At 45.8% G+C, this 23,531-nt stretch carries 20 protein-coding genes; 11 read left to right on the top strand and 9 right to left on the bottom strand.

From position 1 onward, the window contains the following. The first annotated feature begins 162 nt into the window (after positions 1-162). From ACZIX4_RS19050 to ACZIX4_RS19040, 3 genes are all read left to right on the top strand, one after another. Positions 163-414 carry a type B 50S ribosomal protein L31 gene (locus ACZIX4_RS19050; RefSeq protein WP_463337243.1) on the top strand — a complete coding sequence of 84 codons (252 nt, stop codon included), beginning with the start codon at positions 163-165 and terminating at the stop codon, positions 412-414. Positions 415-637: 223 nt separating this feature from the next. Next, positions 638-1,813, top strand: a complete 1,176-nt coding sequence (locus tag ACZIX4_RS19045) for a GlmU family protein (RefSeq protein WP_463337242.1) — start codon at positions 638-640, stop codon at positions 1,811-1,813. A gap of 1 nt (position 1,814) precedes the next feature. Beyond that, positions 1,815-2,420, top strand: a complete 606-nt coding sequence (locus ACZIX4_RS19040) for a thermonuclease family protein (protein ID WP_463337241.1) — start codon at positions 1,815-1,817, stop codon at positions 2,418-2,420. A 56-nt stretch (positions 2,421-2,476) separates the two neighbouring features. Here the strand turns inward: ACZIX4_RS19040 and ACZIX4_RS19035 are convergent, their stop codons facing one another. The 6 genes from ACZIX4_RS19035 to ACZIX4_RS19010 form a co-directional block, all read right to left on the bottom strand. Further along, the gene (locus tag ACZIX4_RS19035; RefSeq protein WP_463337240.1) at positions 2,477-3,928 is read right to left on the bottom strand and encodes a vWA domain-containing protein; all 1,452 of its coding nucleotides are present in this window, start codon (positions 3,926-3,928) and stop codon (positions 2,477-2,479) included. 156 nt (positions 3,929-4,084) lie between these two features. After that, on the bottom strand, positions 4,085-4,534 hold the full coding sequence (locus ACZIX4_RS19030) for a PepSY-like domain-containing protein (protein ID WP_463337239.1): 450 nt from the start codon (positions 4,532-4,534) through the stop codon (positions 4,085-4,087). 64 nt (positions 4,535-4,598) lie between these two features. Beyond that, positions 4,599-5,882, bottom strand: coding sequence for a sensor histidine kinase (locus tag ACZIX4_RS19025; protein WP_463337238.1), 1,284 nt, complete (start codon positions 5,880-5,882; stop codon positions 4,599-4,601). A gap of 8 nt (positions 5,883-5,890) precedes the next feature. Further along, on the bottom strand, positions 5,891-6,571 hold the full coding sequence (locus ACZIX4_RS19020; RefSeq protein WP_463337237.1) for a response regulator transcription factor: 681 nt from the start codon (positions 6,569-6,571) through the stop codon (positions 5,891-5,893). 70 nt (positions 6,572-6,641) lie between these two features. Then, complete coding sequence (locus tag ACZIX4_RS19015) at positions 6,642-7,325, bottom strand: transposase (RefSeq protein ID WP_463337236.1); 684 nt, start codon at positions 7,323-7,325, stop codon at positions 6,642-6,644. Between the two features lie 167 nt (positions 7,326-7,492). Further along, positions 7,493-9,094 (bottom strand): ABC transporter substrate-binding protein, encoded by a 1,602-nt coding sequence (locus ACZIX4_RS19010; protein ID WP_463337235.1) that lies wholly within the window; start codon positions 9,092-9,094, stop codon positions 7,493-7,495. Positions 9,095-9,330: 236 nt separating this feature from the next. Here ACZIX4_RS19010 and gltB point away from each other — a divergent pair, with 236 nt between their 5' ends. From gltB to mtaB, 3 genes are all read left to right on the top strand, one after another. Then, positions 9,331-13,854 (top strand): glutamate synthase large subunit, encoded by a 4,524-nt coding sequence (gene gltB, locus ACZIX4_RS19005; protein ID WP_463337234.1) that lies wholly within the window; start codon positions 9,331-9,333, stop codon positions 13,852-13,854. 117 nt (positions 13,855-13,971) lie between these two features. Beyond that, entirely contained in the window at positions 13,972-15,486 is a 1,515-nt protein-coding gene (locus tag ACZIX4_RS19000) for a glutamate synthase subunit beta (protein WP_463337233.1), read from the top strand. 233 nt (positions 15,487-15,719) lie between these two features. Next, positions 15,720-17,054: a tRNA (N(6)-L-threonylcarbamoyladenosine(37)-C(2))-methylthiotransferase MtaB gene (mtaB, locus tag ACZIX4_RS18995; RefSeq protein ID WP_463337232.1), complete on the top strand. Its 1,335-nt coding sequence runs from the start codon at positions 15,720-15,722 to the stop codon at positions 17,052-17,054. Between the two features lie 45 nt (positions 17,055-17,099). Here the strand turns inward: mtaB and ACZIX4_RS18990 are convergent, their stop codons facing one another. The 3 genes from ACZIX4_RS18990 to ACZIX4_RS18980 form a co-directional block, all read right to left on the bottom strand. Continuing rightward, positions 17,100-17,714 carry a porin family protein gene (locus ACZIX4_RS18990; protein ID WP_463337231.1) on the bottom strand — a complete coding sequence of 205 codons (615 nt, stop codon included), beginning with the start codon at positions 17,712-17,714 and terminating at the stop codon, positions 17,100-17,102. A 120-nt stretch (positions 17,715-17,834) separates the two neighbouring features. Then, a complete protein-coding gene (locus ACZIX4_RS18985) occupies positions 17,835-18,731 on the bottom strand; it encodes a lytic transglycosylase domain-containing protein (RefSeq protein WP_463337230.1) in 897 nt (298 codons plus the stop codon). A 120-nt stretch (positions 18,732-18,851) separates the two neighbouring features. Continuing rightward, entirely contained in the window at positions 18,852-19,514 is a 663-nt protein-coding gene (locus tag ACZIX4_RS18980) for an alpha/beta hydrolase (protein WP_463337229.1), read from the bottom strand. 118 nt (positions 19,515-19,632) lie between these two features. On the opposite strand from ACZIX4_RS18980, the gene ACZIX4_RS18975 reads away from it, so the two are divergent. The 5 genes from ACZIX4_RS18975 to ACZIX4_RS18955 all read left to right on the top strand — a co-directional run bounded on the left by ACZIX4_RS18975 (position 19,633) and on the right by ACZIX4_RS18955 (position 23,466). After that, the gene (locus tag ACZIX4_RS18975) at positions 19,633-20,358 is read left to right on the top strand and encodes a pirin family protein (protein WP_463337228.1); all 726 of its coding nucleotides are present in this window, start codon (positions 19,633-19,635) and stop codon (positions 20,356-20,358) included. A 2-nt stretch (positions 20,359-20,360) separates the two neighbouring features. Then, positions 20,361-20,645 carry a GNAT family N-acetyltransferase gene (locus ACZIX4_RS18970; RefSeq protein WP_463337227.1) on the top strand — a complete coding sequence of 95 codons (285 nt, stop codon included), beginning with the start codon at positions 20,361-20,363 and terminating at the stop codon, positions 20,643-20,645. Between the two features lie 118 nt (positions 20,646-20,763). Continuing rightward, positions 20,764-21,480 (top strand): 3-ketoacyl-ACP reductase, encoded by a 717-nt coding sequence (locus tag ACZIX4_RS18965; RefSeq protein WP_463337226.1) that lies wholly within the window; start codon positions 20,764-20,766, stop codon positions 21,478-21,480. Between the two features lie 3 nt (positions 21,481-21,483). Next, complete coding sequence (locus tag ACZIX4_RS18960) at positions 21,484-22,119, top strand: class I SAM-dependent methyltransferase (protein WP_463337225.1); 636 nt, start codon at positions 21,484-21,486, stop codon at positions 22,117-22,119. Between the two features lie 426 nt (positions 22,120-22,545). Further along, positions 22,546-23,466, top strand: a complete 921-nt coding sequence (locus ACZIX4_RS18955) for a branched-chain amino acid transaminase (RefSeq protein WP_463337224.1) — start codon at positions 22,546-22,548, stop codon at positions 23,464-23,466. Positions 23,467-23,531: the final 65 nt, after the last annotated feature.

The raw sequence follows: 23,531 nt of genomic DNA, 5'->3' as shown, positions 1-23,531 counted from the left end.
ATGTTACACTCGGTAAAAAATATATAAGATAGTTTGATTTTTCAAAAATAATTGTACTTTTGCAGCCTGAATTGAAATTAATATAAACAAAGCTGTACCTGAGTTTATACCTTCTGTAACAGGAAGCCGCAAAATAAGGGCAGCGAAATAAAAAACAAAAAGATGAAAAAAGGTGTTCACCCTGAGTCTTATAGGTTAGTTGCTTTTAAAGACATGTCTAACGAGGATGTTTTTATCACTAAATCTACTGCTGAAACTAAAGAAACAATTGTATACGAAGGTGTTGAGTACCCGGTTGTGAAAATGGAGATCTCTCGCACTTCACACCCTTTCTACACTGGTAAGTCTAAACTTATTGACACTGCCGGTCGTATCGACAAATTCAAAAACAAATACGCTAAATTCCAAAAGTAATTTTAGCTATTTCAGATATAGAGAAGCCTTCCGTTTACGGGAGGCTTTTTCTTTTTAGAGCTTCTGAGCCGCTTAGCTACTTAGCTGCTGAGTTTTTAAGCGGCTTAGTAGCTAAGTGGCTCAGAAGCTAAGGAGCTTTTTTTAACTAAGTAGCTAAGTGGCTCAGAAGCTAAGTAGCTTTTTCCTAACTTTGGACTTTATAACTTGCAACTTTCATACTCAAATGAACTACATACTTTTTGATGGCCCCGTGCGAAATGCCCTATTGCCGTTTACCTTTACCCGCCCCGTAGCCGATATACGCATTGGTATACTTACCATTCGCGAAAAATGGGAGCGCTGCCTGGGCTATACCACTACCACCGTTACCGAGGAATACCTTGGCGAAAAATACCCTATGGTGGAAATGGAGGAAAACGTGCTGATAAACAGTGCTTATCTGCCCAACGAAATACTCGCCGAAATGGTACGCTCGCTGGAGCCGAACCAGGCTATTTTCTGTGAAGATGAAGTGGTGGCGTTTTATACTAACGATACCCAGGAGCAGGTAGATTTTGACAGTTATGATATTATAGAATTTAATGACGAGGTACTGAAAATAGAGCACGTATGGGACATCTTTAAAAAGAACGATGCCGCCCTGCGTGAAGATTTCGAACTGCTTACCGATGGACGTGAGTCGCAGGACATACCTGCCAGCGTAAACACCATAGCACCCCACAATATTTTTATTGAGGAAGGTGCCAAGTTGGAATACGTAACCCTTAACGCTTCTACCGGGCCTATATATATAGGAAAGAATACCGAGATTATGGAAGGCTCCATCATCCGTGGGCCATTTGCACTGTGCGAAGGCGCTGTGGTAAAAATGGGTGCCAAAATATATGGCGCTACCACCGTAGGACCTGAGTGCCGCGTAGGGGGAGAGGTGAGCAATTCGGTTATGTTTGGTTACAGCAACAAGGGGCACGACGGCTTTTTGGGCAACTCCGTATTGGGCGAGTGGTGCAACCTGGGTGCCGATACCAACAATTCTAACCTGAAAAATAACTACGACGAAGTAAAGCTTTGGGATTACGAGAAGAATGGTTTTGTAAAAACCGGCCTGCAGTTTTGCGGCCTTTTTATGGGCGACCACAGCAAGAGCGGTATCAACACCATGTTTAATACCGGTACGGTAGTAGGGGTATGTGCCAATATTTTTGGTGGGGGCTACCCGCGTAATTTTATCCCGAGCTACTCTTGGGGTGGCGCTTCGGGTATGGTAACGTACCAGCTTGAGAAAGCATTCCAGACGGCAGAGGAGGTTATGGCACGCCGCCATGTAACCTTTACCGAAGAGGATGCCGCCATACTGCGCGAAGTATACGCACAAACCGAAATGCTGCGCAAACTGTAATATGACAAGGCAAAAGAATAAGAAAACCGGCCTTGGGCTGGTTACCATAGCCATTGCGATTATACTGCTGGTATTTAACCTGGGCAGGCTAAGCCAAAAAAATGACGAGCGTAGCGAACCCCAGCGTAAAGAACGCAGGCAACAAACAACCCGTAAGGCAAAGCAGCCTAAAGAGCTGCGTGAGCTTAGCACCTTTACCGGTAAGGTTATCGGGATTAAGGATGGCGATACTTTTGAGGTATTGTACGACAGTATACCTGAGCGTGTGCGCCTTGCTGAGATAGACTGCCCCGAAAAGAAGCAGGCGTTTGGCATGAAGGCAAAACAATTTGCATCTGACCTTTGTTTTGGTAAAACGGTTACCGTGGTAAATACCGGGCGTGACCGCTATGGCCGCATTGTAGGTAAGATTACTACAGATGACGGTACCAATGTAAACGAAGAGCTGGTTAAGGCAGGTTTTGCATGGCATTATAAGCAATATAGCGACAATGCCCAGCTTGACACATACGAGCAGAAAGCACGCGAACAACACCTTGGCCTGTGGGCAGATAACGACCCCACACCACCATGGGACTACCGCCGCCAAAAGCGCACCAAACGATAAAGACAAAAGGCATACCCGGTAAGGATATGCCTTTTGTTTTATTAGATAAAGAGTGATTAAAGCCCGTTCGCTTTTTCTACCAAGGTTTTCAGTTCTTGTATAAATCCGTGTTCATCGGGCAGGCTTGCATCGTTTATCCAGCCCAGTACCGAATTGTAACTGGCTGTGCCTTTATAACCGGAATCGGCAAGCTGCATGGCAAAAGACGCTACGGCAGCTGTAAACTTCATGTGCTTAGACGATTGTGTAAAGCTGTAACCCTGGTCGAAAATTTCAAGTTGCAGCGGCGTACTCACCTCCGAATCGGGTAGCTTGTACCTGAAATCTATGGTAAAAGTAGGCACATCCTTAAAGTAGACATTTGACGTAGGTATTATTTCGTACAATGCAGTAATGTTTTGGTCGGCACCTATTTCGCCTGCATCGGCAGTATCGTCCTCAAATTCATCATTGTTCAGTACCCTGTTTTCGTAGCCTATCAGCCTGTACGATTCCACATTGGCAGGGTTAAAGTTTACCTGTACTTTTACGTCCTTGGCTACAGTGAAAAATTTATTGTACTCATAAATAAACACCTTGTTAAGCTGTTCTATAGTATCTATATATTCGTAAGTACCGTTACCTTTGTTGGCTATCTGTTCCAGTGCGGCATCGTTAAGGTTGCCACGCCCTACGCCCAGCACGGTAAGGAAAATACCCATATCACGTTTGGTAGTAATAAGCTCAATCAGTGAATCCTTATCGCTTATACCTACGTTAAAATCGCCGTCGGTACCCATTACAATACGGTTGTTGCCGCCTTGTATAAAGTTTTGCTGGGCTATTTCATACGCCGTAATTATACCTTCAGCACCTGCCGTACTGCCTCCTGAACCAAGCTGGTTTATAGCCTGTTTGATTGTTTGTTTATCACTACCCGGTGTAGATGGCAGTAGTACACCGGCTGCACCTGCATAGGTAACAATAGCCACCCTGTCATTCGGGCCAAGCTGGTCTGTAAACAGCTTAAACCCGTTTTTAAGCAAAGCCAGCTTGTCATCACTCCCCATAGAACCCGATACATCTATAAGGAAAACGAAATTACAGACAGGCAATTGCGCATCGGGTATGTGCTTGCCTTTAAGCCCTATGCGCACCAGCTTGTGCCCTGTAGCCCACGGGCACGGGCTTACCTCGCCGTTAACCGTTACCGGTGCGCCTGTAGCATCATTGGCATAATCCAGGTTAAAGTAGTTGATAAACTCTTCGGTGCGTATGGCACCTTTGGGCGGCTTTGTGTTTTCCGCGCCAATAAAACGCCTGCAATTGGCATAAGAGGCACCGTCAGCATCAATGGAGAATGTAGATACCGGTTCATCGGTTACATTAATAAAAGGATTTTCCTCCAGCTCGGTGTAAGAGTCGCCACCCATAGCAGTGTCTCCGGAGAAACTCATGGTGCTACTGTCTGTAGCACACGAAGTAAGGCACAGGCATAGCCCTGCCGCAAAAGCAATAATTTTTTTCATAGCATTGATTTTTAAAAGGTTGATTCTTGCAATTTTGCTTAAAGCTACAAAAATTAAATCAATGTTATAAAAATCATGTGAATGTTTTGTAGAGACGTTGCACTGCAACGTCTCCTGTTCTGTAGGTTTAAGACGTTGCACTGCAACGTCTCTACGTTAATCATCAATCTTTAAAAAATTACCGTTGGCGTCAAATTCCAGTTCCAGGTCGCTGGTAAACTCAACCTTATAGCCGTAGCGCTTACGTTCTATTTTTTCAGTTTGCCGGCCTTTGTAGTTTTGTGCAATATAAGTGGCAATATTTTTAGGTAAAACACCTACAGGCATCAGGTTACGGTTCATATCCACTTCCTTCCAGTTGCCTTTACCGTCAAACTCTACCTCTGCACCACCCGTAAAATGTACTTCATATTCGGTATGGGTGAGCTCTTTGTCTTCAATAATATACGATGTAGCCTGGTTAGGGAAATGCTTTCTTATAAACGCCTGTGCAGTAGCCGGAAGCTCTTTTACGGTAATGTTCCTCTTTTGGGCATTGCAGGCAGTAAGCGTAAAGATGAGTGTTGTAGTTAACAGGCCTTTGAGTAACAGTGATGTCGTTTTCATAATCTTTGTTTTTAAATTATAGTACAAGATTACGCCCCGATACTGGAAACAATTGGGAATACCGTTATTTTGGGAAATTTAATGTAAAGACATGATTTCCCGTGAAATTGTAGTGTATGTCGATATTATACAACCCTGCTATAGACTGTACCAATGACAATCCCAACCCGGTAGAGTTTTCATTGGACATATCCCTGTAAAAGCGATTGAAAATCCGTTCACTGTCCAGCGCATAGTTGCTGCCTGAATTTTCAATACTCAAATTATTGTGGCCTGTTTTGATGTGCACAACCCCGTTTTTGTGGTTGTGTACCAAAGCATTTTTTATAAGGTTTGAGACCAATACCACAGCCAGCCCCCGGTTCATGGTATAATGCAGCGGGATTACAGTTTCGGTGCTTATGGTGACGTTTTTATAAGCAGCCAGGTCTTCATAATCCTCAGCCAGGGTGATGGCCAACTCACTAAAATCAACGTCCTCACTATCGGTATACTGGCGGTTTTCTATCTTGCTCAGCATCAGCAGCGATTTGTTCAGGCGTACCAGACGGTTCAGGGTATCGCTAATACGGCTTATTTCGTTAAGCTGGTCTTCACTAAGCGATGCATTATCGGCAAAAAGTTCCAGCTTATTAATGCTGATTGCCAATGGTGTTTGCAGTTCGTGGCTGGCGTTTTCTATAAACTGTTTTTGGCTGGCGTAGGTGGCTTCGTTGCGTTGCAGCAGGTCGGCCAGCTCATCTGCCAGTACCCTGAATTCCGCCACAGGAGATTCGGTACCTTCAAAGGTTTTCCCGCTGCCCGGCCTGTACAGTTTCAGCTTTTGCATCATGCTGTAAAAAGGCGCCCAGGCACGTTTTAGTATTACGCGGTTCAGCAGGGCTATGCTTATAACCAGCATGGCATACAGGGCTATCAGTGCAGTGAGAAGGTCTTCCAGCAGTTCGTCTTCCTCTACCATACTGGCACGAATGGTAAGGCGGTGCGGGTTGCCCTGCGCATCGTTAAATACGGTTTTCAGCAGGCGTACGGGTTCGTCGTCGTCGTCATATTCCATAAACTCGAACGTGCTTACAAACGTATCTGAGAAATCGTAACTGCCTTTTGGTAACGGCTCTATCTTATATTGGTTAATACCAAATTCAGGTGTGTGCAATAACTCAGGATGTGCATAGGTTTCCCTTACGATAAGTATCTTGGAGTTTTTAAGGCCGTCGTCTATGTTGTCGTACACTTCCTCCAGTATCAATGCATAGAACAAGCCCGCCCATACCGCTATAACAAGCAGCAGTGCCGCCACAAGGTAGCGCAGTGTGTAGTTTTGTAACGATATGCCCTTTTTACCCATATCCTGTTTTATTCGGCGGTTATCATTTTATACCCCATGCCGTATACAGCCTGTATGTCGGCACCTGCACCGGCATCCTTTAGTTTTTTGCGGAGGTTTTTTATCTGTGAATATACAAAATCAAGGTTGTCTGCCTGGTCGATGAAATCACCCCAAACCGATTCAGCCAGCGCAGTTTTGCTAATCAGCCGGTTTGGGTTTATCATGAAGTAATACAGCAGGTCAAACTCCTTGCGGTTTAGCGTAAGCGGCTGCCCGTTTACCGAAACGGTACGTTCTTCGGGAAAAAGTCCAATATTTCCTACAGTGATTTTATTGCTGCCGTTCTGGTTGCGCCTGCGTATGGCCGATTTTACCCGTGCATGCAGTTCGGCAAGGTGGAAGGGTTTGGCAAGGTAATCATCGGCACCAAGATCCAGTCCTGCTACTTTATCGTCAACGGAATCTTTGGCAGAGATAATAATAACGGCCTCCTGCTTTTGCAGGGATTTCAGTTCGCGTACCAGTTCCAGGCCACTGCCGCCGGGCAGCATTATATCTACCAGGATGCAGTCGTAATCGTATACGCCTATCTTGCCGAGCGCCGCATTAAAATCGGCTGCCGTTTCCACAAGGTATTTTTCTTTTTCGAGTGATTCCCTGATAACTTCCCTAAGCCCGGGTTCGTCTTCTACTATCAGTATTTTCATACACCAAATCTTAATCGGGTTTCAAAATTACCCATTACCACGGCAAGTAACACCCTGATTTGGGAAAGATTTAGGAATTAAACATATCGTTATCCCACATTGCCGGGTTGTCATTAATGTATTGCTTAATCTTTTTATAAGATGCTTCACTACGTATAATATGGTCATGGAATCGCGTTTGCCAACAGAAATCTGTATTAAACTTTTTAGTTTCTTTAGTAACAGCAGATTTATACGAACGAATTATTACAGGTACAGACCCGGCTTTTGGTGATATTTCTGCCATAAACCCGTTATCCGTAGAGACGTTGCACTGCAACGTCTTCTCATTGAGGCTGGAAATATTGCACTGCAACGTCTCCTCATTGAGAACGAAATACAACGTCTCTTCATTGAGGCTGGAAATATTACACTGCAACATACCTTCTTTTATGTGTGGTTTATCGGATTCCGAGACGTTGCAGTGCAACGTCTCTACGGCAGAATGATTGATTATCAAAATCATGTGCACATGATTTGGCATTACCACAAAAGAATCTATTTCTGCAAAAGAAAAATGTGAAGGGATTTGCTGTAAAAATTCGAAGGCTATTTTTCCTATTTCGCTAAGGTTCATTTCGCCATCGGTAATAGAGCCGAAAAAATGCTCCCTTGCAGCAGTACATATAGTAATAAAATAAGCGGCGTTATTACTGTAATCCCATCCGGGCCTGCGTGCCGATGGTATACGGTATTTGTTTTGGAATTTATCCATGACAATTATGTTGGTTGGTTCGGTAGAGACGTTGCATTGCAACGTCTCCTGTTTGATTGTGTATATTTTTATATGAAGCGTTGCATTACAACGTCTCCTGTTTTGATTTTTTTATGTTTTATGCGAGACGTTGCAGTGCAACGTCTCTACGGGTGGGACAAAAAATCTTAATTTTTCCTCACCCGTTTCAATACCAATAAATTTAGCGGGTTAATGCCCAAACCTGAAACATTCTTTTGCGTAAAGCGCGATGCCTTGTCATAAAACAGAGGTATTACCGGCGCTTCCTCCATCACCATTTCATCCATTTGGCGGTAGAGTTGGAAACGTTTGGTATCATCCGTTTCCAGGAATGCGGCTTCGTACAGCGCGTCGAATTTCGGGTTGTTAAAATGCGTATAGTTCGGCCCGCCCGGCGCAAAGTTTTTGCTGTAAAACAGGCTCAGGTAGTTTTCGGCATCGGGGTAGTCGGCTATCCATGTCGCCTTAAAGAAAGGCGCTTTACCTGTAGCAATGCTTTGCGTAAGCGTAGTAGGTGGGTTAACGTCCACCTCCACGTTCAGGCCTATTTTCTGCCATTCGCGCTGGGCATATTCGGCAAGGTCTACATAGCTGGCGGTGGTACTCATCTGTATTTTTGGGTTATTGTCGCCCGTAGCTTTTTTATATGCGGCCACCAGTTCACGGGCTTTTTGCGGGTTGTATTCGTAACCTTTAGCACCATGCCCACCCAGCCCCGTCGGGATAATACCGTGTGTAGCGCCCGTACCCATACCATTGCGCAGGTATTTAATCATCTTGTCCTTGTCGAAACCGTAGTTCAGTGCCTGTCGTAACCTTTTATCCTTCAGTGCAGCATTATCGCCATCCATCCTAAAGCCCATATACTCGGTATTCAGGTAAGGGCCGGTAATCATGGTTACCTTGTCCTTATATTTCGGCTGCAGTTCACCCTTAGGGGTCAGTATCTCATCCTTATAACTTGGGTCAAGCCCCGAAACAAAATCCAGCTTACCCTGCACAAATTGTAAAAAGCCACTTTGTTTATCCGGCAGAAAGGTAATAGCTACCGCTTCCATATAGGGGAGTTGTACGCCTTTTTCGTCACGCTCGTAGTATAAAGGGTTTTTACGCAGTACCAATTTCACATTTTCTTCCCAGATTTTAAATTGGAACGGCCCTGTACCAATGGGATTCGAACGGAAATCATACCCTTGTTTTTCAAATGCCTCATGCGGCACTACCGAAGCATACTTCATGGTAAGCAGCCCCAGGAAGGCCGGGAAGGTTTTGTTCAGTTTTATTTGGAATACCGAATCGTTTACCGCGCTGAATGATTCTACACTTTGCAAAATCCAGCCGCCGGGTGAGGCTACTTTTTCATCGCGCAGGCGGTTCAGGCTGTAGTTAAAGTCGTGTGCTGTAACGGTTCGCGTACTGTCTTTGCCAAAAACTGCATTTTTGTGGAAGCATACATCCTTTCTTAAAGTAAACGTATACGTCTTTCCGTCGGGTGAAATATCCCATGATTTGGCAATATCGGGTTTTATGTGCAGGCTGTCGTCCAGCTGTACCAGGCCATTAAAAAGCTGGTTGCATACCCAGATGCTGGGGCGTATTTTGGCAAAAGCCGGGTCGAGCGAATTTACGGCAGCATTTTCGTTGTAACGGAAGACCTGGTTGTCATGGCTTTTATCAGCCTTGTCGGAACATGAAATGACAATTAACAAAATTGCCCCGATATATAGATATTTCAAAAAATTACCCATCAATATTTAATAATGTAACGATTAGGTGCTATTTGTGATTTTATTATTAAATTTTCTTTATCGCAGAATAAAATTTACTGCGTTTTGTGAGGCGAAAGGTGCTTAAGCGTTGGTTAAACTATTTTGTTTTAACAGTTATTGTGTAAAATTTTCATAATTTAACCGCCCGTTTTCTTTATAGCCCTTGTACCCCGCGGGCATAAAGATAAACGGATTTTACGTAACAAACAGGAGACATGGATATTTTAATGGAGAAAGGGCACGAAGGGCTCTACGACCCGCGGCATGAGCACGATGCCTGCGGTATCGGTTTTGTGGCCAGTATTAAGGGCCGCAAGAGCCATCAGCACATATCGGATGCGCTTACCATACTGGAAAACCTGGAGCACCGCGGCGCCTGCGGCTGTGAAAACAACACGGGCGACGGTGCAGGCATATCGTTCCAGGTGCCGCATGCATTTTTGGTAAGTGAGTGTGTACAATTGGGTATTAAATTGCCCGAAGCAGGGCAGTACGGCGTAGGTATGGTATTCTTCCCAAAGGGATTAGTGGAAGACTGCAAAGAGATTTTCGCCGAAACTGCCGAACAACTGGGGCTTGATATTTTAGGCTACCGCAAGGTACCCGTAAACCGCCATGGGATAGGCGATACGGCACTGAGCGTGGAGCCCGAAATAGAACAGGTGTTCATCATGCGTCCGGAGCATATTACAGAGGATATTGCTTTTGAACGCAAATTGTTCGTGCTACGCAACTATGCATCGCATACCATAAACAGCATCATCCGCAAAAACGAAACGGGTTATTACATTGCCTCGCTTTCGTCGCAGACTATTGTATATAAGGGGCAGCTGACCAGTGAGCAGGTGCGCCATTATTTCCCTGATTTACAAAGCAAGCGCATGACCAGTGCTTATGCATTGGTACACTCGCGTTTTGCTACCAATACGTTCCCGTCATGGGCATTGGCACAGCCGTTCCGCTACATAGCACACAATGGCGAAATCAACACACTTCAGGGCAACCTGAACTGGCTGCGTACCAATGAGAAGAACTTTGCTTCGCCACATTTTACGCAGGAAGAAATCAATATGTTGTTACCACTCGTTCCGGGTAAGCAATCGGACTCTGCCAGCCTTGACAATATGGTAGAGATGCTGATGCTTAGCGGGCGTTCGTTGCCACATGTATTAATGATGCTGATTCCCGAAGCCTGGGATGAAAACGAAGCGCTGGATCCGGTACAGAAAGCATTCTACGAATACCATTCCTGCCTTATGGAGCCGTGGGACGGCCCTGCTGCTGTATGTTTCAGTGACGGTAAAATGATTGGTGCCACGCTCGACCGTAATGGGCTTAGGCCGATACGCTACAGTATAACCAAAGACGGCCGTATGATACTGGCATCTGAAACCGGAGTGCTGGGCCTGCATGCCAGCCAAGTGGTGAAAAAAGGCCGCTTACGCCCGGGCAAAATGTTGGTTGTTGACCTTGAAAAAGGCGAACTGATAACCAACGATAACCTTAAAAAAGAAATATGCAGCCGCCAGCCGTATGGCGAATGGCTTGAAAAATATAAGATAACTATGGGCAAGGTGCCTGAGCCGCGTATTACCTTTACGCCTCTGGCACACCACCAGGTATTTAAGTACCAAAAGACCTTTGGTTATACTACCGAGGCCATTGAGGATATCATTATGCCTATGGCGCTTACGGGCAAGGAACCGGTAGGCTCTATGGGTACCGATACACCGTTGGCTGTTTTAAGTAAGGAGCCGCAGCATTTGGCCAACTATTTTAAGCAGCTTTTTGCACAGGTAACCAATCCGCCGATTGACCCAATCCGTGAAAAACTGGTGATGTCATTGGCGAGCTTTGCAGGGACTAACGGTAATATTTTAGCCGAAGACCCATTGGCGGCACACAGTATTATACTACGCCACCCGATACTGGACAACCATTATCTGGAGAAAATCCGAAGCATAGATACGGGTACGTTTCAGAGTAAGACCATACAAGGCTATTTCCGTGCCGATGGCAGCGCTGATGCGCTTAAAAAAGCGCTCGACCGTGTGTGCCGCTACGCTGTAGATGCCGTAGAAGACGGGTACCGTATGCTCATCCTTCAGGACAGGGCCATTGATTCGCGCCATGCGCCCATACCTTCGCTGCTGTTGGTAGCCGCAGTACACCACCACCTTATCCGCAAGGGCATAAGGGGTGAGGTGGGCCTTATTGCCGAAGCGGGCGACGTTTGGGAAGTACACCATGCAGCCTGCCTTATTGCGTATGGCGCTACGGGCATCAATCCGTACATGGCGTTTGCTACGATTCGCGACCGGGCAGAACAGGGGCTTATTGATACCAACCTGAATTTTGAAGAGCTGAAAGACAATTATATCGAAGCCATGAAGGGCGGACTTTTAAAAGTCTTCTCTAAAATGGGTATTTCTACGTTCCAGAGCTACCAGGGTGCACAGATATTTGAGATACTGGGCATCAATAGGCAGGTTGTAGATACGTATTTTACGGGTTCGGTAAGTAATATTGAAGGTTTGAAACTCGACGATATTGCCGAAGAAGCCCTGATAAAACACCGCTTTGCATTCAGTAATAAACAGATACCAAGCGACAGGCTTCCGGTAGGGGGTGAACTGCAATGGAAACGCAAGGGCGAATTCCACCTGTTTAACCCGCAGACCATACACCTGCTGCAACTGAGTACACGTACCGATAATTACGACCTGTTTAAAAAATACAGCCGACTGGTAAACGAGCAGGGCGAAAAAGCCTGTACGCTCCGTAGCCTGTTGGAATTCAATAAGCAACGCAAATCGATTTCTATTGATGAGGTAGAACCGGCTGAGAATATTTATAAGCGTTTCTCTACGGGAGCCATGAGTTTCGGCTCTATTTCGTGGGAAGCCCATACTACTTTGGCTTTAGCCATGAACAAGCTGGGCGCGCGCAGCAATACCGGGGAAGGCGGGGAAGACGAAGCCCGTTACGAACCGCTTACCGATGGTGCAAGCATGCGTTCATCTATAAAACAGGTAGCCAGCGGGCGCTTTGGCGTTACCAGCCGTTACCTTACCGAAGCCGATGAGCTACAGATAAAAATGGCGCAGGGAGCCAAACCGGGCGAAGGTGGACAGCTTCCGGGCGAAAAGGTAGACGACTGGATAGGCCGTACACGCCACGCTACGCCGGGGGTTGGGCTTATATCGCCGCCGCCGCACCACGATATTTATTCGATAGAGGATTTGGCACAGCTTATTTTCGACCTGAAGAATGCCAACCGTGCTGCCCGTATCAGCGTAAAGCTGGTGAGCAAGGCTGGTGTGGGTACCATAGCTTCGGGCGTTACCAAAGCCAAGGCCGATGTGGTGCTGGTGTCAGGCTTTGATGGTGGTACGGGCGCTTCGCCTATAAGTTCGATTAAGCATGCAGGGCTTCCGTGGGAACTTGGCCTTGCCGAGACCCACCAGACCCTGATTAAGAATAAACTGCGTCCGCGTGTAACCGTCCAGGCCGATGGCCAGATGAAAACCGGCCGCGATATAGCCATAGCAGCGCTGCTTGGTGCCGAAGAATGGGGTGTAGCCACTGCCGCCCTTGTGGTAGAGGGCTGCATACTGATGCGCAAGTGCCACCTGAACAGCTGCCCGGTAGGGGTTGCCACGCAGGATAAGGAACTGCGCCAGCGCTTTAGCGGTGAGGTAGACCACGTGGTAAACCTGTTTAAATTCATTACCGAAGAATTACGCGAAATCATGGCCGAGCTGGGTTTCCGTACGGTTGACGAAATGATAGGCCAGGTTGATAACCTGAAACAGCGTGATGATATTGAATATTGGAAATATAAAAATATTGACCTGAGCAGGGTACTGTATAAAGAACCAAACCCTGATAATGTAAGCCTGTACAAAACCGAGGAGCAAGACCACGGGCTTGACGGTATACTCGACTGGCAAATGCTTGAAAAAGCACAGCCTGCCCTTGCCAATGGCGAAAGGGTGGAGGCAGAGTTCCCGATACGCAACATAAACCGTGCGGTGGGTACACTGCTGAGCAACGAGATTACCAAAGTCTACAAAAGTGCAGGCCTGCCTGATGATACGATAAGTTTTAAATTTTACGGTGCGGCAGGACAGAGTTTTGGGGCGTTTGCTGCCAAGGGGCTTACCCTGCGCATTGAAGGCGACTCTAACGACTACGTAGGCAAGGGGCTTAGTGGAGGTAAGCTGATTATTTGTCCGCCTGCCGATGCGGGCTTTAAACCGGAATTTAACAGCGTTGCGGGTAACGTGGTGCTGTATGGTGCCACCAGTGGCGAGGCCTACATTTATGGCCGTGCCGGTGAGCGTTTTGCGGTGCGAAACTCAGGTGCTACGGTGGTTGTAGAAGGTATTGGCGACCATGGTTGTGAGTACATGACCGGCGGGCGCGTAGTGGTGCTGGGCAAAATAGGCCGCAACTTCGGGGCGGGTATGAGTGGCGGTATTGCGTATATCTATGATATCCATAAAGACTTTGCTGAACGTTGCAACCCCGAAATGATAGACCTGGAACAATGCAACGATGCCGACAGGGAAGAACTGTTTGGCCTGCTGCAAAAACACTATGAGTATACGAACAGCGCTACGGCCAACTTTATACTGAAGGACTTTGACAACCAGATAGGCAGCTTTGTGAAGGTGTTCCCTAAAGAGTACAAAAGGGCGCTACAAAAGCAGGCTGAAGCAGCAAAGGCAAAGTAGGATTCGGCTCCTGCATGGTCTCAAAGACCTTGTAGGTGTTAAAATCAATACGAGGGTAGAAATAAAACCTACAAGGTTGGAAAAACCTTGCAGGTTGGCCGCTAAATTGACAAGAAAATGAAGCAGGAAAAAATAATAGGATTTAAACTATACGAGCGCGAACTGCCGCAGGGCGAACCTGTGGAGCAGCGCATCAAACACTATAAAGAATTTGCCAAGCCCTATACCGATGAAAAACTGCACCAGCAGTCGGCCAGGTGTATGGATTGCGGGGTACCGTTTTGCCACAGCGGCTGCCCGCTGGGTAACGTAATACCGGAGTTTAACGATGCGGTATTCTACGAAAAATGGGAGGAAGCATACGAAATACTTAGCAGTACCAATAACTTCCCGGAATTTACGGGGAGGATTTGCCCGGCCCCGTGTGAGTCGTCTTGTGTGCTGAACATCAACCGCCCGGCGGTGGCTATCGAAGCCATAGAAAAGCATATTATAGAAATTGCTTTTGAAAAAGGCTTTGTAAAACCGTATTTGCCGGAAGGACGAAGCGGTAAGCGTGTTGCCATAGTGGGTAGTGGTCCAGCGGGATTGGCAGTTGCTGACCAGCTGAATGCCGTAGGGCATAGCGTTACCGTATTTGAAAAAGACGATGCTGCGGGAGGATTATTGCGTTACGGCATCCCCGATTTTAAGCTGGAAAAGAATGTGATAGACCGCCGCATTACCCTTATGGAGCAGAGCGGGGTGCAATTTCAGTACCATGCTAATGTAGGGGTAAATGTGTTCCTGTCGGATATACTGCATGAGTATGATGCTGTGGTGTTGGCAGGAGGAGCTATGGTGCCGCGTAACGTGGAAATCCCGGGCAGGGAACTGAATGGCGTACACTATGCCATGGAATACCTGAAACAGCAAAACAAGCGTGTAGCAGGTAAAGACCCGTTGGCAGGAGCCGGGATAGAAAGCAATATTGTTGATTTTGAAATCATTGCGAAAGATAAAAACGTAATCATCATAGGCAGTGGCGATACGGGCAGCGACTGTATTGGCACCAGCATCCGCCAGGGCGCCAAAAGCGTTACGCAGTTGGCACTCATGCACCAGTTGGGAACCGAGCGCCCGCCCTACACCCCGTGGCCTGATTACCCGGATGTGTATAGAACATCTTCTTCGCAGGAGGAGGGATGCGAACGCTTGTTTGCAACCGCTACAAAAGAATTTATCGGCGATGAAAATGGTAACCTTACAGGGATTAAGGTGGCCGACCTGCATTGGGAATTTACTGAAGACGGCCGCCGTTTGCGTTCGGTAGAGAACCCGGGATCAGAACGTATACTACCGTGTGATTTGGCATTGATAGCCATTGGCTTTGCTAAACCTGAACAGCTGCTTATTGACCGTTATCATTTAGCGAAAGATGCTAAAGGAAATGTTTCGGCAGATGATATTACTTATAAAACTACCCACAATAAAATCTTTGCCTGTGGTGATATGCGCCGTGGACAGAGCCTTGTGGTGTGGGCCATTAGCGAAGGCCGTGAATGCGCCCGAAATGTAGATGAGTTCCTGAATAAAGAGGCTTCGGTGCTGGAGAACAAAGATGCAAGCCTGGAAACAGAAGCTTTTGGATAATATAACAATGTAGTAATTGTTTTAATGTAACAGTTTGTGGAAGAAACCGGACATCTAAGTCCTATTTAGGGCAGTCATTGCGAGGAACGAAGCAATCTTATAAGGAAATTAAATTTAAGTCGTTCATAATGATGGGATTGCTTCGTTCCTCGCAATGACAGGAATGTGTTTCATAACTCAACTTTTGTTTGTAACTTTGCGCCCTTATTTATAAGGCTTTAGGCTCTATGATCATGGAAAACAGGAAAAAAGTCGCTTTTTATACGCTGGGGTGCAAACTGAATTTCTCTGAAACCAGTACCATTGCCCGCAGTTTTGCTGATGATGGTTTTGACAGGGTGGATTTTGAAGATCCTGCCGATATTTATGTTATCAACACGTGTTCGGTTACTGAAAATGCTGATAAACAGTTTAAGCAGATTGTAAAGAAAGCCCTGAAGACCAACGATAAAGCTTTTGTTGCTGCCGTAGGCTGCTACGCTCAGCTGAAGCCTGAGGAACTTGCCGAAGTAGACGGCGTGGACCTGGTGCTTGGCGCTACCGAGAAATTTAAAATTACCGACTACATAAACGACCTGAGCAAAAACGATATGGGCGAGGTGCACTCGTGCGAAATATCTGAAGCTGATTTTTATGTTGGTAGCTACTCTATAGGCGACCGTACCCGTGCGTTCCTGAAGGTGCAGGACGGTTGCGACTACAAGTGTACGTACTGTACCATTCCGCTGGCACGTGGTATTTCGCGTAGTGACACGTTAGAAAATGTACTGAAAAACGCTGCGGAAATCTCTGCCCAGAATATTAAGGAAATTGTACTTACCGGCGTAAACATAGGCGACTATGGTAAAGGTGAGTTTGGTAATAAAAAGCACGAGCATACATTCTACGAACTGGTTCAGGAACTGGATAAGGTAGAAGGTATAGAGCGCCTGCGTATCTCGTCTATTGAACCCAACCTGCTACGCAATGAAACCATAGAGTTTGTAAGCCAAAGCCGTACGTTTGTGCCGCATTTCCACATACCGTTGCAAAGTGGCAGTGATGACATCCTGAAACTGATGCGCCGCCGCTATCTGCGTAACGTATATACCGAACGTGTTGCCAAAATCCGTGAGGTAATGCCGCATGCCTGTATAGGTGTAGATGTTATTGTGGGTTTCCCGGGGGAAACCGACGAGCATTTCCTGGAAACCTACAACTTCCTGAACGAACTTGAAATAAGCTACCTGCATGTGTTTACCTACAGCGAGCGCGATAATACGCCTGCTGCGGAAATGCCGGGTGCTGTACCTGCTAACGTACGTGCCAAACGCAGTAAGATGCTTCGTGGGCTTTCGGTAAAGAAACGCCGTGCGTTTTACGAAAGCCAATTGGGTACAAGCCGTACGGTACTGTTTGAAGGTGAAAACAAGGAGGGGTATATACATGGCTTTACCGAAAACTATGTGAAGGTAAAAGCGCCATGGAACCCTGAGCTGGTAAATACCCTGCACGAGGTTACCCTTACCAAAATAGACGAAGACGGACTGGTGCGTTTTGATTTTGTAAACGAACCGGTATTAGCATAAAAAAACTCAGGCAATGCCTGAGTTTTTTGTTTATTGATATATTCCTTAGAATTTATACCCTGCAGAAAATGCTATCGTCTGGTTTTTAAGAGTGGTATCGGGTATGGTGGTAATGTTTGAAACACCGCTTATATAACGGGCCTGGAAAAACAATCCCATTTCTAAGTCGTAAGCAAGCCCGCTAACAAGCCCAAGGTCTGCTTTTTCAAACTCAGAATTTACGGGTGCTTCTAATGATCCGTCACCATAATATCCATTATATTCCACTTTTCTTTTTGCTCCTGTAAGATATGCTATTTGTGGGCCTGCTTCAATACTTAGTCCCTTATAGATATAAAACTTTGCCAGTATGGGTAATGAAATATAATCAAGCTTATCAAAGTATTTTTCGTGAGAAACTTCCGTGCCTACATAGTCATTAATAATGGTTTTGTTTCCCTGGCGGTTATATAGTAATTCCGGCTGGAGCGAAAACCAATTGGTAAGTTTAAATTCGGCTACAAATCCTGCATTTACTCCCGGTGTAAAGTTGTTTTCTAAAACATCGCCTGTAAACTGAGAAATGTTAAGCCCTGCTTTTACCCCAAGTTTTATTTTTTGGGCATTGGCACTAAAACACGTAACGGCAAGTATTGCCGCAGTAAAAATGATTTTTTTCATTGGTTAATAATTGTGATTCGTTGGTTGTAAAACTACACCTTTTCTGTAAATATTTACAGAAAAGGTGTTTTAATATTGTGCATTCCACGTTGTGTCGGTTGCATAAAATACACGGTATTTTTAGTAGCCCGAAAGCGGGATTTCCAGTGTGTATTGTTTACCTGCGGCTACATCAAGCTTGCGGTCGCGTAGCCATGGGTTGTGTATTTTCAGTATTTTATAATTAACACCCTGTTCCTTTGCCCAAGCGGAAAGGTCGGTTACAGAAGCCGTTACCGGTACCTGTTTTGTAGGGATAAGTGTGTATAGTTCTGCAGGGGTAAGGCTAAAGCCGTACTGTGCCGGGTGTTGCATTATCTCTTTAAGCGCCAGTATACGGAATACATAGCGGCTGGTTTCGTCGTTCAGCATCAGGTCGTAATAGCTGTCTACACCCTGAAAGGTCATTTGTTTGTTAACTCCTGCCACACCTGCATTGTACGAAGCTGCGGCCAGTGTCCACGACCCGAATTTCGATTTGGCCCAAAGCAGGTACTTACAGGCTGCTTCGGTACTCTTAACCAGGTGGTAGCGTTCGTCTACCAGTTCATTTACCTCAAGGCCGTACTGTTTGCCGGTCTCGGGCATAAACTGCCATACACCGCGTGCACCCGCAGGCGAAACCGCATTCACCAGTCCGCTCTCTATTACAGCCAGGTATTTAAAATCATCGGGTACACCGTATTGTTTCAGTATCGGTTCTATAACCGGGAACACCCTGTTGGCACGTTTTATAATCAGCAGGGTAGTAGCATCAAGGTTGGCATTAACCAGTAGTTCCCTGTCCAGCCGTTCCTTAACATCGCTTACATTTAGTGGTGCCTGCTCTCCCGCAAAATCAATCTGGCTTGGGAAAGCACGCTTGTTTTCTATAATAGTGCTTACGCTATCCTGTTTCTTGTTATAGGTAGTGTTTACCGCTACCCCGCCCAGCAGCACTAATGATGCCGCAATGCCTGTGTTTTTAATCCATTCCATAATTCAGTCTTTTTTTTCCTCACCCCGGCCCTCTCCGAAGGAGAGGGAGAAGCTTCACTCATATTTTTAGTTAGTCAATCGAAAAGTTTATAATCTTTCATAATTGACAATTAATAATCCTTAATTTTCTATCAGTTCCGGTAAATGTTCCGTAAGCCATTTGCCTTTGGTAAGCACCATTACGTGGGTGCCGTCTTTTACAGGGATAAAACTCCTTAAATACTTCGGTGGGAATACCTCGTCGGCATCGCCGTGTATGTGTATTACCTCCATATTCGGTTCGGTACAATCCCAGTTTATTATCGTTTTAAACGCCCAATCCAGGTATTTCTTATCCCGTACCGACATAAATTTGTCGTACAGGTTCAGCCGCCTTGTTACTGCATTATTGCCTACAAACATCTGTGCCAGCCAGCCTATTTCCTGCATCAGCCGCGTAGGGAAAAGACGGTAGGCACGCGTACGTTTTGCAAAACGCATCCGCTTAGGGAACTCTCCGTTGCACCGCACACTCGATATGATAATAACCTTACGCGCCTTTACAATCTTTGCCATTTCCTGTACCAGTACACCACCAAAAGATACACCTATCAGCACCGGGTTTTCGTGTTTTATACCTTCACAAATGCGATTGGCATAGTGGGCTATCGGTTCGTTTACCGTTTCGGGCAACAGCCATTCCAGGTAGTGGCATTCATACCGGTCTTCGGGCAGCTTTATATTCTCAAATATAGTAGGGCTGGCGGCCAGCCCGGGCATAAAGTATACGGGTATTTTCTCCATATTGAGTTTTAACGCCGGTTTACGGGCTATTATCAAAATTTATTCCGAAATTTGTATAAAATTAAAGTTTTTGCGCCAAAGCAACCGTGGCCAAATTTAATTTATCGGTAATTTTTCTATGAGGACACGACTTTTCCCTAAGAACCAGAGGGGTACGGCCAACCACGGCTGGCTCCAGGCCAATTTTTCGTTTTCGTTTGGCAATTATTACAATCCCGAAATGGTACAATTCGGCATGCTGCGCGTACTGAATGACGATACCATAGCGGGCGGGACGGGTTTTGGCACGCATCCGCACGATAATATGGAGATTATTACCATACCTATGGAAGGCGGCCTTACACACCGCGACAGCATGGGCAATGAGGCTACTGTACGCTTTGGTGAAGTGCAGGTTATGAGTGCCGGTACGGGCATTTACCACAGTGAAATGAATGCCAGCCAAACCGAGCAGGCCAAAACATTACAATTGTGGATTTTCCCGGAATTGCAGGATGTAGCCCCACGCTACGACCAGAAAGGTTTTAACCCCGAAGAAAACAGGAACGCACTGGTGAATGTGGTTTCTCCCCATGATAAAAATGATGGCAATGCCCTGTGGATTTACCAGCAGGCATGGCTGTACCTTGGGGTGTTTGACGCAGGCCAAACCATAGGCTATCCGCTGAACCTGGAGGGGAACGGTATATACTTATTCCTGCTTGAAGGGCAGCTGGAAATCGACGGACAGGAAGTAAACGCACGCGATGCTTACGGCGCTGTGGAGTTTGAGACCATAACAATTACCACTAAAGCGCCATCTAAAATACTGATAATAGAAGTACCAATGCAATTCAACAATTAGCCATGGAAGTTAAAGACAACGCATTTACCCGCCAGTTTGAAGCCGAAGTAAACGGAAATATTTACGCCATAGAATACAGCGTACAGGAACGCAAGCTGTTTTTAACCAAAATCTATCAGCCCGAAGGTGCCGAAGATGATACCATTATCAACGATATGCTGAAGCAGATACTGGAAACGGCCGAAGAAAAACGCTTGCGTGTAATGCCGATACACCCTAAAGTGGTGGCTTTCTTTAAAAAGAACCCGGGCTATAAGGACATGCTGCCGCCAGGCATCAGGATTTAAAATTTCGTATTCTTGCCGTTATCGGCAAGTTTTTAAAGAAAAGTGATGCTGATTTTTCCGGTTTTTTGCCGATAGCGGCAAATAGCGACAATAAACAATAATAACCTATCATAACACAATGCAAAGTTTAAAAGGAAAGAATGCGCTGATTACCGGTGCAGGAAAAGGAATTGGTAAAGCCGTAGCACTGGCACTTGCCGAAGAAGGCGCTAACGTAGTGCTTATAGCCCGTACGGCTGCCGACGTAGAAGCAGTAGCCAAAGAGGTAGAAGCCAAAGGTGTAAAAGCCCTGGCGCTTACTGCCGATGTGGCTGAAATTGTTTCGATTACTGCGGCGATAGAAAAGGCAGTAGCTGAATTTGGACAGATAGATATACTGATTAACAATGCCGGTGTGGGTAAGTTCGGGAAGTTCCTGGAGCTTAGCCCGGAGGAGTTTGAACACATTATTAAAGTAAACCTGTTCGGTACATATTATGCTACACGTGCCGTATTACCGGGTATGATAGAGCAGCAAAGCGGCGATATTGTAAACATATCATCTACTGCAGGCCTTAAAGGTGCTGCTGTTACCAGTGCGTACAGTGCGAGTAAGTTTGCCGTAATGGGCCTTACCGAGTCGCTAATGCAGGAAGTGCGTAAGCACAACATCCGTGTTACAGCGCTGGCTCCGAGTACCATTGCTACCGATATGGCAAAAGACCTTAACCTTACCGATGGCAACCCTGAAAAGGTAATGCAGGCCGAAGACTTCGCGGAGCTGATTGTGGCACAACTGAAGCTCAACAAGCGTGTGTTTATAAAAGAAAGCAGCATTTGGTCAACGAATCCTTAATATATGGGCGATTTGAAATGCCCGCTGTGCAGCGGCAGTTCCCAAACATATTATATACAGGGGCAAAGGGAGTTTTTACACTGCTCCCTTTGTCTTTCTGTTTTCCTGCACCCGAAAGATTACCTGTCGCCTGAGGCAGAGCAAAAACACTATCTTAACCACAATAACGACCCTGAGGATGTGCGGTACCAAAACTTTACCAGCCCGGTAACCAACCGCCTCCTGGCTGATTTCGGTACGCAGCATGAGGGGCTGGATTTTGGTTCCGGTACGGGTTCGCCCATACTTAAGGTGCTTACCGATAATGGGTACAACATACAGCAGTACGACCTGTATTTCCATAATTATCCTGAAGTTTTAGAAAAACAGTACGACTATATTGCCTGTAGCGAAACCGCCGAGCACTTTAAAGACCCGCATACTGAGTTTGCCCAACTTCGGAAACTGCTGAAACAGGGAGGTAAGCTCTATATAATGACCGATCGCTTTGACCCTAACCGTGATTTTGGCACCTGGTTTTACAAAACCGACCCTACGCACGTGTTCCTCTACAGCGATGCATCGTTTGGTTGGGTAGCCAAAGAATTTGGCTTTACCGATGTCCTTATTGATGGAAGGGTAGTGGTACTCACCGCTTAAAACTAAGTATCTAAGCATCTCAGTAACTCAGTATCTTTTTCAAAACAAATTTTTATCATAACCCAAAATCAACATTGTTTTTTTAACAGAACGTTGCTGTATTTTGTTGTAAAGTAATTTAAAATTATTAAGTGTGTAATTTTTTAGCTTTTTTATTGATTAAAATATGTTATAGAATCGTTTTTTGTGTGATAATTATCAGTTAAATGTTTTGTTGTTTAATATTAATTTATAACTTCGCTATAACGAACAAAGATTTAATGAATACAAACATCATCATAGCAGTTAACATTCTCAGCATTGTTGTCATTAGCAACAGAGCCTGAGGGATCCTGCCTTGAATTGATATAGCCATATTACAAGCCGTTCCCTCATAAAGGAACGGCTTTTTTTGTCATTGAACGGAACAAACAGTAGCAAACAGATATGTATTTTACAGACAAAACCATTATTTATTACAACGGGGAATTTGTGAAGGCCGCCGAGGCTACCACAAACCTTTACGGACAGTCACTTCACTATGGGTACGCGGTTTTTGAGGGGATTAAGTCCTACGAAACCGAAAACGGTACCAAAATATTTAAGGCAGAAGAACATTATGACCGCCTGCGCCGCAGTGCCGAACTGATGTATATTCCGTTTAATTATACTACAGAGCAGCTTACAGCACTTACCTATGAGGTGCTGAAGCGCAACGGTTTTATCAATGCCTACATTCGCCCTATAGTGTTCTGCTCGCCAAATATGGGACTGAGCAAAGGCCAGCACAGTTTCCTTGCCATTGAAGCCTGGGAGTGGACCAATGGCTATATGGCAAACAAGATGCGTATAAAAACCAGCAGTTTCCAGAGGCCAAACCCACAGGCATTTAAAGTGGAGGCCAAGGTAAGCGGGCATTACGTAAATTCTATACTTGCCTGCCAGGAAGCCAAAGATGCCGGTTATGACGAGGCTTTGGTACTGGATGCCAATGGCTTTGTAGCCGAAAGCAGCGGCGCCAATGTGTTCTTTGAAAAAGACGGCGTACTGTACACACCCGCTAAGGGCAGCATCCTTCCGGGGATTACCAGGGCTACGGTGATTGACATTTGCCGTGAGCTGGATATTCCGGTAGAGGAAAAATTCTTTACCCCTGATGAAATGCGTGGTGCCGATGCAGCGTTCTTTTGTGGTACGGCTGCCGAAGTGTTGGCCCTTGAATCACTGGACGATGTGCCGTTTACCAAAAACTGGGACGACAGCCTGTGCAGTATTATCCAGAAAGCCTACCAGAACCTTGTTTTCGATAAAGGGCTTGAAGATTTCAAACAGGAGAGAGGAAGCCTTCAGCTTGAAGCCGAAGCATAAAACAGACAAACACAAACAAACTAAACGTAGTTTTCGGGTTAGAGTAAGCAACTTTAAAACGGAAC

The organism is Flavobacterium niveum (genome assembly GCF_055231775.1).
Note: the sequence above shows the minus strand (reverse complement) of the source record. Positions and strands in the feature narration are given on the sequence as shown.

What these genes read in the sequence shown, in the direction of transcription:
- ACZIX4_RS19015 (WP_463337236.1), bottom strand. Translation starts at nt 7,325, where the DNA reads ATGGATAAATTCCAAAACAAATACCGTATACCATCGGCACGCAGGCCC.
- ACZIX4_RS19030 (WP_463337239.1), bottom strand. Translation starts at nt 4,534, where the DNA reads ATGAAAACGACATCACTGTTACTCAAAGGCCTGTTAACTACAACACTC.
- ACZIX4_RS19035 (WP_463337240.1), bottom strand. Translation starts at nt 3,928, where the DNA reads ATGAAAAAAATTATTGCTTTTGCGGCAGGGCTATGCCTGTGCCTTACT.
- ACZIX4_RS18985 (WP_463337230.1), bottom strand. Translation starts at nt 18,731, where the DNA reads ATGGAATGGATTAAAAACACAGGCATTGCGGCATCATTAGTGCTGCTG.
- ACZIX4_RS18980 (WP_463337229.1), bottom strand. Translation starts at nt 19,514, where the DNA reads ATGGAGAAAATACCCGTATACTTTATGCCCGGGCTGGCCGCCAGCCCT.
- ACZIX4_RS18990 (WP_463337231.1), bottom strand. Translation starts at nt 17,714, where the DNA reads ATGAAAAAAATCATTTTTACTGCGGCAATACTTGCCGTTACGTGTTTT.
- ACZIX4_RS19040 (WP_463337241.1), top strand. Translation starts at nt 1,815, where the DNA reads ATGACAAGGCAAAAGAATAAGAAAACCGGCCTTGGGCTGGTTACCATA.
- ACZIX4_RS19050 (WP_463337243.1), top strand. Translation starts at nt 163, where the DNA reads ATGAAAAAAGGTGTTCACCCTGAGTCTTATAGGTTAGTTGCTTTTAAA.
- ACZIX4_RS19025 (WP_463337238.1), bottom strand. Translation starts at nt 5,882, where the DNA reads ATGGGTAAAAAGGGCATATCGTTACAAAACTACACACTGCGCTACCTT.
- ACZIX4_RS18965 (WP_463337226.1), top strand. Translation starts at nt 20,764, where the DNA reads ATGCAAAGTTTAAAAGGAAAGAATGCGCTGATTACCGGTGCAGGAAAA.
- mtaB (WP_463337232.1), top strand. Translation starts at nt 15,720, where the DNA reads ATGGAAAACAGGAAAAAAGTCGCTTTTTATACGCTGGGGTGCAAACTG.
- gltB (WP_463337234.1), top strand. Translation starts at nt 9,331, where the DNA reads ATGGATATTTTAATGGAGAAAGGGCACGAAGGGCTCTACGACCCGCGG.
- ACZIX4_RS18955 (WP_463337224.1), top strand. Translation starts at nt 22,546, where the DNA reads ATGTATTTTACAGACAAAACCATTATTTATTACAACGGGGAATTTGTG.
- ACZIX4_RS18970 (WP_463337227.1), top strand. Translation starts at nt 20,361, where the DNA reads ATGGAAGTTAAAGACAACGCATTTACCCGCCAGTTTGAAGCCGAAGTA.
- ACZIX4_RS19045 (WP_463337242.1), top strand. Translation starts at nt 638, where the DNA reads ATGAACTACATACTTTTTGATGGCCCCGTGCGAAATGCCCTATTGCCG.
- ACZIX4_RS19000 (WP_463337233.1), top strand. Translation starts at nt 13,972, where the DNA reads ATGAAGCAGGAAAAAATAATAGGATTTAAACTATACGAGCGCGAACTG.
- ACZIX4_RS19020 (WP_463337237.1), bottom strand. Translation starts at nt 6,571, where the DNA reads ATGAAAATACTGATAGTAGAAGACGAACCCGGGCTTAGGGAAGTTATC.
- ACZIX4_RS18975 (WP_463337228.1), top strand. Translation starts at nt 19,633, where the DNA reads ATGAGGACACGACTTTTCCCTAAGAACCAGAGGGGTACGGCCAACCAC.
- ACZIX4_RS18960 (WP_463337225.1), top strand. Translation starts at nt 21,484, where the DNA reads ATGGGCGATTTGAAATGCCCGCTGTGCAGCGGCAGTTCCCAAACATAT.
- ACZIX4_RS19010 (WP_463337235.1), bottom strand. Translation starts at nt 9,094, where the DNA reads ATGGGTAATTTTTTGAAATATCTATATATCGGGGCAATTTTGTTAATT.